Annotated in this window: 8 protein-coding genes and 2 pseudogenes; 6 read left to right on the top strand and 4 right to left on the bottom strand. The window is 50.7% G+C overall.

The genetic code is table 11. The annotated features are described in order from the left end of the window. Positions 1–44: 44 nt before the first annotated feature. From QQK89_RS29705 to QQK89_RS04585, 5 genes and pseudogenes are all read left to right on the top strand, one after another. Positions 45–431: pseudogene (locus tag QQK89_RS29705) on the top strand (transposase); the annotation flags it as partial. Between the two features lie 339 nt (positions 432–770). Next, positions 771–1,580: an ABC transporter ATP-binding protein gene (locus tag QQK89_RS04600; protein WP_284237268.1), complete on the top strand. Its 810-nt coding sequence runs from the start codon at positions 771–773 to the stop codon at positions 1,578–1,580. A 26-nt stretch (positions 1,581–1,606) separates the two neighbouring features. Continuing rightward, positions 1,607–2,425, top strand: coding sequence for an ABC transporter permease (locus QQK89_RS04595; protein WP_284237267.1), 819 nt, complete (start codon positions 1,607–1,609; stop codon positions 2,423–2,425). Between the two features lie 73 nt (positions 2,426–2,498). Continuing rightward, positions 2,499–3,515: an ABC transporter substrate-binding protein gene (locus QQK89_RS04590; protein WP_284237265.1), complete on the top strand. Its 1,017-nt coding sequence runs from the start codon at positions 2,499–2,501 to the stop codon at positions 3,513–3,515. Positions 3,516–3,555: 40 nt separating this feature from the next. Beyond that, a complete protein-coding gene (locus tag QQK89_RS04585) occupies positions 3,556–4,899 on the top strand; it encodes an LLM class flavin-dependent oxidoreductase (RefSeq protein ID WP_284237264.1) in 1,344 nt (447 codons plus the stop codon). Positions 4,900–4,956: 57 nt separating this feature from the next. Here QQK89_RS04585 and QQK89_RS04580 read toward each other — a convergent pair whose 3' ends face one another. Next, positions 4,957–5,868 (bottom strand): SDR family oxidoreductase, encoded by a 912-nt coding sequence (locus tag QQK89_RS04580; protein WP_284237303.1) that lies wholly within the window; start codon positions 5,866–5,868, stop codon positions 4,957–4,959. 95 nt (positions 5,869–5,963) lie between these two features. Here QQK89_RS04580 and QQK89_RS04575 point away from each other — a divergent pair, with 95 nt between their 5' ends. Next, positions 5,964–6,923 carry a helix-turn-helix transcriptional regulator gene (locus QQK89_RS04575; RefSeq protein ID WP_284237263.1) on the top strand — a complete coding sequence of 320 codons (960 nt, stop codon included), beginning with the start codon at positions 5,964–5,966 and terminating at the stop codon, positions 6,921–6,923. Between the two features lie 424 nt (positions 6,924–7,347). Here QQK89_RS04575 and QQK89_RS04570 read toward each other — a convergent pair whose 3' ends face one another. The 3 genes and pseudogenes from QQK89_RS04570 to katG all read right to left on the bottom strand — a co-directional run bounded on the left by QQK89_RS04570 (position 7,348) and on the right by katG (position 11,573). Then, positions 7,348–7,776 (bottom strand): RICIN domain-containing protein, encoded by a 429-nt coding sequence (locus tag QQK89_RS04570; protein ID WP_284237302.1) that lies wholly within the window; start codon positions 7,774–7,776, stop codon positions 7,348–7,350. A 9-nt stretch (positions 7,777–7,785) separates the two neighbouring features. Then, positions 7,786–9,192, bottom strand: a pseudogene (locus QQK89_RS04565) (family 43 glycosylhydrolase); the annotation flags it as partial. Between the two features lie 188 nt (positions 9,193–9,380). Further along, positions 9,381–11,573: a catalase/peroxidase HPI gene (gene katG / locus QQK89_RS04560; RefSeq protein WP_284237262.1), complete on the bottom strand. Its 2,193-nt coding sequence runs from the start codon at positions 11,571–11,573 to the stop codon at positions 9,381–9,383. Positions 11,574–11,706 lie beyond the last annotated feature (133 nt).

The following is an 11,706-nucleotide window of genomic DNA, read 5'->3' as shown; positions in this document are numbered from 1 at the left end:
CTACCCTTCACCTGTTCATAAAAAGCTCAAACAAAAAGAAGCCGATGCTATTTCGCTATGAAAGCAAAAGCTTAACCGAGAGTGGATACGAGATCGTTACTCGCCACTATCGCAGTATTTCCTGCGAGGGCTATCCGCTAAAGGACAGGTATACAAAGGCACAAGGAGATCGAGAAATAAAAGTTAGCATGGAATATCTTCGACTCAAGCAGCAAGCGAGGGAGCAACTAAAGAGCGAAGATGGACATGCCTTGTCGGTTCGACGGATGCACGAACCGGAGAGTGTGTTTGGTCAAATCAAAGATAACCGAGGATTCCGCCGTTTCCTGCTTCGTGGCTTACCGAAAGTCAGCCTAGAGGTCGGGTGGCTTTCGCTTGCCCATAATTTGTTGAAGAAAGCAGCAAGAGCAAAAATATCGCTGCAAGGGTAACCCTCTTGCAGCGATATTTCATAAAAAACACTCTTTAATTGACTAATGCGAGCCGTCTTCACAGTGAGCGATTACCTTTTGGGACAGCCCCTTTTTTAATGTTGAATTGGAGTGTCATGTTTGTTATGAACTGGAAATTGGCCTAAATGGCCTATATTGACAATGAAAAAGTTTATGTTATATTAATCTCATAGTTTTACTTGGTATTAAATGGATTGGGCGAAATAATAATTAAAAATCGAATGCTGACCGGGCAACTGGAAGCGCAGAAGACCACTGTTTATTAGGGTCGGCTGCGCTTTTTTGTTTATCCGGACTAGGTGAGAAAGGGTGAGTGGGATGCCGGCAACAGAAAAGCTGCGATTCGAGAATGTGGCAAAAAGCTTTATGGTGCGCGATCCGAAACAAAAGGGAGCGACGCAGCCGTTTACGGCGGTTAAGGATTTGAGTTTTACCGTCAAGGAAGGCGAGTTTATTACCTTAGTGGGACCAAGCGGCTGCGGGAAATCAACGTTGCTTGACCTCATCAGCGGCTTAACCCACCCAACAAACGGGCGCATCTACATGGACGGCAAAGAGATCACGGGTCCCGGCCTCGACAGAGGTATTGTTTTTCAGCAATATGCTTTGTTTCCTTGGAAGACGGCAAGAGGGAATATTGAATTCGGGCTGGAGGCAAAGGGCATCCCGAAGCACGAGCGAAGGGAATTAGCGGAGCATTTTCTGTCTTTAGTTGGTCTGAGCGCCTTCGCGAACCGGTATCCCCACGAATTGTCCGGGGGCATGAAACAACGCGTGGCTATTGCTAGAAGTCTGGCGTTTAACCCGGATGTCCTGCTCATGGATGAGCCGTTTGCGGCGCTGGATGCGCAGACGCGGGAAACCTTGCAGAGCGAGCTGCTCCGAATTTGGCAAAAAACGAAAAAAACGATTATTTTCATTACGCATGGCATCGATGAGGCGGTTTATCTGGGGGAACGCGTTGTTGTACTGACTCCTGGTCCGGGAACGGTCAAGAAGATTGTTGACATTCCGCTAAAGAACAGGCTTGACGATGCGGATATTCGATCCAATCCGGCGTTTGTGAAGGCCCGGCACGAAGTATGGAGCCTGCTGCATGAGCTGGAATATCAGGGAGCTTATATTTGACGGGTTAAGGAGAGGTGAATAGCAAGATGGAAAATGTAAAAGCGGTGCCTAGACCGCTACAAGGCAAAAGGCTAAAAATCAACGTGTCGCTTAACATCCGCAAGTTGTTTAAGCAATCTATTGTTCTGATTGTATTAGCTCTCGTCTGGCAGGTTGCTCCTCAAACGGGGTTTGTGGATCCGGCTTTTTTACCTCCTTTCTCCGATGTGATTCAAGCGTTGTGGCATTTAATTGTTTCCGGGGAACTATATCATCATTTTGCGGCTAGCATGATTCGATCCTTAAGCGGTTTTGCTTTGGCGATTGTGATTGCTATCCCGCTAGGGCTTGCGATTGGCTGGTATCCTCTCGCGAGAGAACTGCTTAATCCCGTAATGGAATTGTTTCGCAATACGGCGGCATTAGCGCTACTCCCCGTGTTTATGCTTATCCTCGGAATCGGAGAGACGTCCAAAATTGCCATCGTGTTATTTGCCTGCACGTGGCCAATTCTGCTTAATACGATCGCGGCTGTCGGCAATGTGGATCCGCTGTTGATCAAATCGGCCCGGTCCATGAATATTTCGTCTTTTAAGCTGTTTCTAAAGGTTATTTTGCCCGCATCCGTGCCCACGATATTTACCGGCATTCGAATGGCGGGAACGGGAGCTATTCTCGTGCTCATCGCCGCTGAGATGGTTGGCGCCAAGGAGGGGCTCGGCTACCTCATCACCTATTCCCAATATAACTTTCAGATTCCTGAAATGTTTGCCGGGATTCTTACCATCGCGCTGCTCGGGTTATTGATTAACCAAGGATTAAGCATGGTGGAGCGTAAATTGTCGACCTGGAAACAGCAAGTGTAGTTGATGGTGCTTTTATTTTTTTAGACAAAAGTTGATTAAAAATATAGGATTACTTGGTATGGGGGAGAGGCATATGAAAAGATTTAATCAGGTTCAGGCTCTTTTGTTAACGTTGGGTTTCGTTAGCGTGTTGCTCGCAGGCTGCTCGGATAGCAAAGCAAAGGCGGGGGAAGAAGACAAAGTGCTCCAATATAATGCGGCGCCGGGAAGCGTCTCGTTCCCGGAGTTAGCGAAGGACTTGGGGTATCTCGGCGATTTGGAGCTGGACTCGATCGGCAGCACGACCGGCGGGCCGGAAAGCATTCAATTAACGGCAACGAAACAGATCGACTTCGGGTCGGCTTTTAACGGAGCCATTATCAAATCCATTTCGCAAAACGTAAAGATCAAATCCGTGATCGGTTCGTATGGCAGCGACAAGAACACTTACATCGGGGCTTATGTGTTGGAAGGCAGCTCCATTAAGTCGCCGAAGGATTTTATCGGCAAAAAAGTCGGCGTAAATACGCTGGGAGCCCATCTGGAGTTTGTTACGAAGGACTATTTGCGCAAAGGCGGGCTCTCGGAAAAGGAAATCGGTCAGGTGACGCTGGTGACAATCCCTTCGGCCAACGCCGAGCAGATTCTTCGCAGCAAGCAGATCGACGTGGTGCTCATGAGCGGTATAGCCAGAGACCGGGCTTTGGATAAAGGAGGCATAGTCGAGCTATTTAAAGATACGGACGTTTATAACTCGGAATTTACGGCAGGCGATTATTTCTTCCGGGAGGATTATATCAAGAATAATCCGGACACGGTAAGGCAATTTGTCGAGGGAGTGGCGAAGGCGATTGAATGGGCTCGCACAACCCCGCGGGAAGAGGTTATTCAGCGGTTCGAGGCCATTATTAAGAAACGTGATCCCAACGAGTCGACTGAAAATCTGAAATATTGGAAGAGTACCGGGATCGCCCAACCGGGAGGCGTTATTACGCCGGGAGAATACCAGGTCTGGATTGACTGGCTGGTAGCTAACGGCGAGCTGAAGCAAGGGCAGATCAAAGCGGAAGACCTGTACACGAACGAGTTTAATTCTTACAACAAGCAATAAGATACGCCAATTTCAAATAAAAGATATGGAGTGGTTGAAGATGACGAAGAGACAAATGAAACTTGGAGCTTTTATCATGTTGCCCGGACATCATGTGGCGAGCTGGAGACATCCGCATTCCGGAGCGGACCGTACCTTTGACTTGGCCTATTTGACGGAGATTGCCAAGACGGCGGAACGCGCGAAGTTCGATATGGTTTTTTTCGCGGATGGCTTTGGTTCCAATCTGAATGAGCATTCCAGTTCCGCGCTTAAGCTAGATCCGGTTATCCTGATCTCGGCGCTTGCGGCCGTTACGAACAACATCGGTTTGGCCGCTACTTTAACCACGACGTATAACGAGCCTTTTCACGTTGCGCGCAAGTTTGGTTCCATTAACCATCTCTCGAATGGGCGCGCAGCCTGGAATGTCGTAACCTCCGCTAACGATAAGGAATCCTTCCTGTTTGGCAAAGACAAACATTTGGAACATGCAAGCCGGTATGAGCGGGCTGAAGAATTTGTGGAGCTTGTTCAGAAGTTATGGCAATCCATTGATGCGGATGCGCTCGTCATCGACAAAGAGCAAGGACGTTTTCTAGATGTGAATAAGGTGCATCCGGTCGAGCATGAAGGCAAATGGTTCAAGGTAAATGGCGCGCTCGACAATCCGTCAAATCCTCATGGCAATCCCGTTATCGTGCAAGCGGGCTCGTCCGAACCGGGCAAGGAGCTGGCTGCGCAAACGGCGGAAGTGATCTTTACCGCCTGGCAGACGCTAGAGGAGGCGCAAGCTTTTTACCGGGATGTGAAAGGGAGATTGGCCAGGTATGGACGCGACAAGGAAGACTTGAAGATTATGCCCGGCGTCTTTATTACCGTTGCGAAGACCGAAGAGGAGGCGCTTGCGAAGCAGAAAGAGCTGAACAGCTATATCTTGCCGGAGGTTGGTCTGGCTTATCTAACCGGATTCACCAATATTGATTTGTCGGGTTATGATGTGGAGGAGCCGCTGCCGGATATTAGCTCGATCGAAGATAAGACGAATCCTCGCATCCGATACAATATTATAAGGGAGATTGCCAAACGCGAGAATTTAACTTCAATCCGTGCCGTGTATGAACGGATTGCCGGCGCGCGCGGGCATCGCGAAATTGTCGGAACGCCTTCGCAAATTGCCGATCAGCTGGAAGAATGGTTCTTGAATGAAGGAGCGGATGGTTTCAACATCATGTCGCCCTATTTCCCTGGCGGGTTCGAAGACATTATTGAGCTTGTTATTCCCGAACTGCAGCGGCGGGGATTGTTCCGTACCGATTATGAGAGCAGCACGCTTCGCGGGAACTTGGGATTGCCTCTCTCCATCAAGAAGCATGAGAAGGATACAGCGGCTGCCGGAAAATAAGGTGTACTTAATAAACAAACGCAGCCTATAACGGGCTGCGTTTGTTGTATCCGTTCCTTAGCGGTATCCGCTCACGTCTGCGGGTTTGCCGGCTTCGATTACTTCCACGAGATAAGGGAAGCAATTCGGCCGAGAACCGTCTATATCGGTAAAGCCATATACTTGCGCAAGCTGCCCGCTAGAGAGGGATTGTCCATTCCAGCGTGCGGCGTCGGGATCTCCGGCTAAGGCAGCGACGGCCCGTCCAACGAAACGGGGAGATTCCGAAATGATAAAATGGGGATCGGTAGCCGCCCCGTCCTGCCAGTTTTCCTCCGTTACCTTGAAAATCTCCAGCATCATTTCGGAGCGTAGCCAGCCCGGCGTTAAGGATACGGCCGTACAGCCATGTTTTTTTACCTCTTCGGAAAGAGCCCATGCCATACGGTTTATGGAGTTCTTTACCAAATCATAATACATCGATAACCGGTAATGCTGCTGATTGTATTCCGCGGTTCCGTCCGTCATCTCTACGATTAGAGCGTTATTGCTCTTAATGAGGAGGGAGAGGGCATAATGACTCGTAATGAGGTGGGTGTCTAGGGCGAGTCTTAACATCCTCAGACCTTTCTCGAGAGAATGTTCCCAGACGGGAACGTTCCATTCCACAAGATTTTCGCCGCCCCAAATATCGTTGACCAGTATATCGAGATGTCCTTGTTCTTGTTCAATGCGTTTAACCAAAGCTTCTACCTGCTCAGGAACAAGATGGTCAACTTGAACGGCAATGCCTTGTCCGCCTGCTGCCGTTACAAGATCCGCCGTATCTTCGATCGTTTCGGCACGGTTATATTCGGAACGCTGCGTCCGGGTGGTACGCCCCGTCACGTAGACCGTTGCGCCCGCCGCGCCTAATTCTATCGCAATCCCGCGTCCGGCTCCCCGTGTTGCTCCTGCTACTAAAGCGACTTTTCCGTGTAAAGGTTTCATCATTCTTTACTCTCCTTTTCTTTCATCTATGTTCATTGTAAACTTAAATGACGACATCTTTTGTCATATATAAAAAAATACGAAGGTGAATTCAGATGAGGGCAGACCGTCTGCTTAGTATTATGATTTTGCTGCAAAATCATGAAATAATGACTACCAAGGAGCTTGCGGACAAGCTCGAGGTTTCGGACCGAACGATCTTGCGCGATATGGATGCTCTAAGTCTTGCGGGCATACCGGTAATCGCTGATCGGGGAAAAACAGGCGGATGGAGACTGATGGATCACTTTCGGACGCAGCTGAGCGGAATGAAGCTGGAGGATACAAAAGCTTTATTTATTCTGCCTTCGGAGCAGATGTTGAATGATTTGGGCGTAGCGCCCAATGGACTGGATATCCGTCAGAAGCTGCTCGCAACGCTACCAGGCTCGTCCAAGTCTGAGGCGCGGCATTATATGGAGAAGATCTATATGGATACCGGAACGTGGAAGCCGAATTCAGATCGGAACCAATCACTGCTTACGATTCAGAAGGCGTTGTGGGAGGATCGCAAGCTTGCCATCGACTATAGGAAAGCGGACGGTACCAGCTCTCAACGGGTGATCAGTCCGCTCGGACTTGTAGCGAAAGGCAGCTCTTGGTATTTGGTTGCGATGAATGACAGCAGAGAATATCGGAGTTTTAAGGTATCGCGAATTACGCAAGCGGAGACAACGGATGAGGGATTTATAAGGCCGGACGGGTTTGATTTGGCTGCATACTGGAAGGGAAGCAAAGCGGATTTTGCCCAATCGCTTCCGTCCCTTGAGGTGAAGGTTCTTGTCCATCCTTCAACTATCGGCCGATTGACCTTTACGGACCGGTTCGTCGAAAAGGTCGACGCCGATGCCCAGGCCGCTGACGGCATGGTTCCGGTTACGCTCCGCTTCAATACCGAACAGGAAGCAGCGGAATATGTACTTGGTTATGGAGGAGCAATTAAGCTGCTGCAGCCGGAGCATTTGGTTGAAAGGATCCTGCAGCAAGCGAAAGCGGTCATTGCTATGTACGAATAGGGGAGAAGAAAAAGGGGCTGTTTTGTATTTGGGTTAAACAGTTGCCTGCGCATTAAATGTTCTTCCGATCGCCATTGCTCAGGGATTCCTTTGAATCAACGAGGTATGGTCGGCATCCCTTCACAAAAGCGAACGCTTCAAAGCTTTCTGAAAGAAAGCTACTTCGTAAGCATAAGCTTCGCTTCTCCAGAATCATTTAATGCTCCGTCTACCCTTAACCTGTCAATAAATGACTTAAACAACAAACAAATAAGAAGCCAATCCTTGTTAGAATGGAAGTGCGACCAACCATCAAAAAAGGAGAGGCTTCTTTTGTGAAGAGAATATACCATGGATCAGCTATGCGAGCCGTCTTCAAAGTGAGCGATCACCTTTTGGGACGGCCTCTACTGTATTTTTAGGCTGCCATAGTGCTGGAAGATCCTTACTTCTTAATAAGCTGCCAGGTTTGCGCGGCATTATTATAGTCTTGCCAGATTTGCACGTTGGCACCGGCTGAGGTGCTGCCACCCGCGACATCAAGCGCTTTGCCGCTGACCGGGTTGATCAGCTTGAAGTTGCTTCCGCCGGTATTAATAATGGCCCAGCGTTGTGCGGCATTGTTTGTATCCTGATAGATTTGAACGTTTGCACCGTCCGCGGTGCTGCCTCCGGCTACGTCAAGTGCTTTGCCGCTGTTCGTATTGATCAGCTTGTAAGAACCGTCGCCCATGCTTGAGATGCGCCATTCTTGCGGCGCGTTGTTTAGATCATCCCAAATTTGGACGTTGGCGTTATCCGCGGTGCTGCCCCCGGCTACATCAAGCGCTTTGCCGCTAGCCGGATTGATTAACTTGTAGACCGCCCCCGACACGACAGCCGGGTTAGCTGGGAACAAGTCGAAGCAATCAAGCTCGCCGTAACCGTCGCCTTTGGAGAAGCGGATTTTGTTCCAGCCCGCGTTTAAGGTGAGGCGCGCGATGGAAGCGTTCCAGTTCTCCCAACCCTTGTTCGCAATATATAAGTTGCTGGTCGTGGTCTGGTTCACCGTCATGACGAGGTTAGACCAATCCAGTCCGGATGTTCCGTTACCCGTGCGGGCGGACATGACGTAATCTCCTGCCGAAGCCGCATAAACGTCAAATTCTACATAGCTGGCTGCCGTGTCGATGTGACCGGCTTTGCTTCCGCCGGAGCCGGTTGCGCTGGAGGAGGCATAAGCAGCGCCGCCGAATACGCCGGCTTCTCCTTCGTAACGAACGCGGCCCGTATCGCCGGAAGGAATCGCGATTGGTGTGTTTGGAGCGGCAGGGCTGCCCAGATTTGGCGTGTTATCCGCGTTCCAGGTAAACTTTTGCGCCCGGATTTCACGGTTCCATCCGCCGCCGGCGTATTTGGCCGTATGATAGACGATCCAATCCTCCGTACCGTCCGGAGACGTGGTGAAGGAATGATGCCCCGGACCATATAAGCCATTGCCGGATTGGAAGATCGGCTGGTTTCGTTTGGTCCAAGACGAAGCCTGCAGCAGATTGCTGCTTGTATTCGCCGTAACGAGTCCTAAGCAATAACCATCGGTCCAGCTTCCGCTTGCGGAATAGACAAGACTAATGACGCCGTTCCTCACGATGACCTGTGGTCCTTCGTTAACGCTTGGAGAAGTATTGGTCTCCCAGGAATAGGTCGGATGCGCGATCTCAACGCGGGCCGAGTCGATTGTCCACGGATTGCTCATATGGGCGATGTACAGCTTCTGCGAGACGTTGGATGTCCCTTCCCACCCGGACCAGATGAAATACAAATTATTGTTCGCTTGCAGAACCGTTCCGTCGATTGCCCAACGGTTCGTGGAGTCGGTAATTTGTCCTTTGTTCACCCAAGTGCCCGTCATGGGATCGGCCGAAGTGTTCTCAAGCACGTACATGCGGTGGTTGTCGTTGTTGCCGTCATCCTTGGCGTAATAAATGTACCAGGCGCCATTGATGTAATGAATTTCCGGTGCCCAAACGTTGCAGCAACCGGTGGAGATGACGCTTTTCGTGCCGGCATCAACTCCGGTAAGCGAGCGGGACTTCCAGATTGTCACGTCGCCGCCTGTTGTTTTGGTGAAGTAATAGAAGCCGTCGGTATGCTTGTAAATCCACGGGTCCGCGCCGTCCTGGAAGATGACGTTGTAAAAGTTGCTGTTTTGCGTGGAGGCCGTTGCGTTGGCCGCACTTGGCAAGATAAGAAGCAAGAGAAGTAAAAATACGATTCCTTTGACACCGCTTACAAAAAACTTCGATTTCATCAATTACACCAACCCTTCGCTTGAATTCGCATTCACCTATAGTTAATCATTTCCAGCATGCGCGCGACAGGACATGATTATAGATCGTACGGACATTTTTTTGGCGGGCAACAAAAAAAGGGCTGACCTAAATGTCATCCATGACGACATTAAGGTCAGCCCTTATTCAAGATTATTTTATTAGAGGATTAGTTCGCGCGAAGAAGGTCAAACCGATCCGCATTCATTACTTTGGTCCATGCCGCTACAAAGTCGCGCACGAATTTTTCTTGGTTATCGTTTTGCGCATACACTTCGGCAATCGCCCGCAGGATGGAGTTGGAGCCAAACACGAGGTCCACTCTGGTTGCCGTGCGGTCAACGCGGCCCGTCGTCCGGTTGCGACCGTAATACACGCCGCCGTCTCTAGGCTCCCAGGCAATGTTCATGTCGAGCAGCTTCACGAAGAAATCATTCGAGAGCGTACCGACGCGATCGGTGAACACGCCATGCTGCGTACCGCTGTAGTTCGTGCCGAGCACGCGCAAGCCGCCAACAAGGGCAGTCATCTCCGGTGCGGTAAGTCCCATCAGTTGGGCTTTGTCGACCAGAAGCTCTTCCGCGCTAATGCTGTACGTTTTCTTCAGATAGTTGCGGAAGCCGTCTGCGGCAGGCTCCAGCACCGCAAAGCTTTCTACGTCGGTTTGTTCTTGCGTAGCATCGCCGCGGCCAGGAGAGAACGGAACAGTCACATTAAATCCGGCATCTTGAGCGGCTTTCTCAACCGCAGCGCTGCCGCCGAGCACGATCAGATCGGCCAGGCTGACTTTCTGATCCAGCTCTTCTTGAATGCCTTCGAGAATGGTAATGACCTTCGTTAATTGTTGAGGCTCGTTGATTTCCCAATCCCGCTGCGGAGCAAGAGCAATGCGGGCGCCGTTCGCGCCGCCGCGTTTGTCTGAACCGCGGAAAGTGCTCGCCGAAGCCCAAGCCGTTGCGATCAGTTCGCTGACGGTCAATCCGGAATCAAGGATTTTGGCCTTAAGCTCGGAAATCTCTTCATCGGATAACGTGTAATCAACAGCCGGCACAACATCTTGCCAGATCAGTTCTTCGGACGGTACTTCCGGTCCAAGGTATCTTGCGATAGGCCCCATGTCACGGTGAGTCAGCTTAAACCAAGCACGCGCGAAGGCATCGGCGAACTCATCCGGATTAGCGTGGAATCGGCGTGAAATCTCCTCATAAGCCGGGTCCGTACGCAAAGCCATATCGGCTGTAGTCATCATGGTTGGAACGCGGACAGCCGCGTCTTCCGCATCCGGAGCGAGATGAGCCGGAGCAGGATTAATGGCTCTCCAAATATGCGCGCCAGCCGGGCTTTTTGCGAGCTCCCACTCATAACCGAACAACATATCGAAAAAGCCGTTATCCCATTGCGTCGGGTTCGGAGTCCAAGCTCCTTCTACGCCACTCGTGATCGTGTCGCGGCCTTTGCCGGAGCCATGCGTGCTCAGCCAGCCAAGACCTTGCGCTTCGATAGGCGCGGCCTCTGGGTCCGCTCCAACAAGCGAAGCGTCGCCTGCGCCATGCGCCTTGCCAAATGTATGGCCGCCGGCAACAAGCGCAACGGTTTCTTCGTCGTTCATGCCCATGCGGCCGAATGTTTCGCGAATGTCGCGGGCGCTTCCGGCCGGATCCGGATTGCCGTTAGGGCCTTCCGGATTGACGTAGATCAGACCCATCTGAACAGCCGCAAGCGGGTTGTCGAGATTCCGGTCTCCAGAGTATCTTGTATCGCCTAGCCATTCTCTTTCGTTGCCCCAGTAAATATCCTCTTCGGGATGCCAGACGTCAGCACGTCCGCCGCCAAACCCGAACGTTTTGCCGCCCATCGATTCAATAGCCACATTCCCGGTCAGAATCATCAGATCGGCCCAGGAAATTTTGTTGCCGTATTTCTGCTTAATCGGCCAGAGCAGCCGGCGAGCTTTGTCCAAGTTGCCATTGTCCGGCCAGCTGTTAAGCGGGGCGAAACGTTGCGTCCCGCTGCCTGCGCCGCCGCGTCCGTCGCCAGTCCGGTATGTACCCGCGGAATGCCAAGCCATGCGGATAAAGAAAGGACCGTAATGGCCGAAGTCGGCTGGCCACCATTCCTGGCTGTCGGTCATGAGATCGCGCAAATCTTGTTTCAAGGCTTGATAATCCAATTTATTAAATTCTGCCGCATAATCGAAGTCTTCGCCCATGGGATTCGATTTTCTGTCATGCTGATGCAGAATATTCAGGTTCAACTGATTGGGCCACCAATCTCTATTTGAAGTACCACTAGAGTTATGACTAGTAGCGCTTCCATGCATAACCGGGCATTTTCCTGCGTTTGAAGAAACTGTTGCGTCCAAAAAATCATCTCCTATTCATGAGTGGGAAGTAGCAATAGCAACTAAATGCAAATGCTCTTATCCTCTTTATAAATCTATATACATTTGGAATCAATACTAGAAATAACATTTCATCTAATCTTCACGCAAATCT

Source organism: Paenibacillus glycanilyticus (assembly GCF_030161375.1).
Taxonomy (GTDB): Bacteria; Bacillota; Bacilli; order Paenibacillales; family Paenibacillaceae; genus Pristimantibacillus; species Pristimantibacillus glycanilyticus_B.
The sequence above is the reverse complement of the archived record's forward strand: the minus strand, read 5'-3'. Positions and strand labels throughout refer to the sequence as shown.

Bases quoted from the DNA above. Each gene is read 5' to 3' on its own strand.
- QQK89_RS04595 (WP_284237267.1), top strand. From the start codon at position 1,607: ATGGAAAATGTAAAAGCGGTGCCTAGACCGCTACAAGGCAAAAGGCTA.
- QQK89_RS04580 (WP_284237303.1), bottom strand. From the start codon at position 5,868: ATGAAACCTTTACACGGAAAAGTCGCTTTAGTAGCAGGAGCAACACGG.
- QQK89_RS04590 (WP_284237265.1), top strand. From the start codon at position 2,499: ATGAAAAGATTTAATCAGGTTCAGGCTCTTTTGTTAACGTTGGGTTTC.
- QQK89_RS04600 (WP_284237268.1), top strand. From the start codon at position 771: ATGCCGGCAACAGAAAAGCTGCGATTCGAGAATGTGGCAAAAAGCTTT.
- QQK89_RS04585 (WP_284237264.1), top strand. From the start codon at position 3,556: ATGACGAAGAGACAAATGAAACTTGGAGCTTTTATCATGTTGCCCGGA.
- QQK89_RS04575 (WP_284237263.1), top strand. From the start codon at position 5,964: ATGAGGGCAGACCGTCTGCTTAGTATTATGATTTTGCTGCAAAATCAT.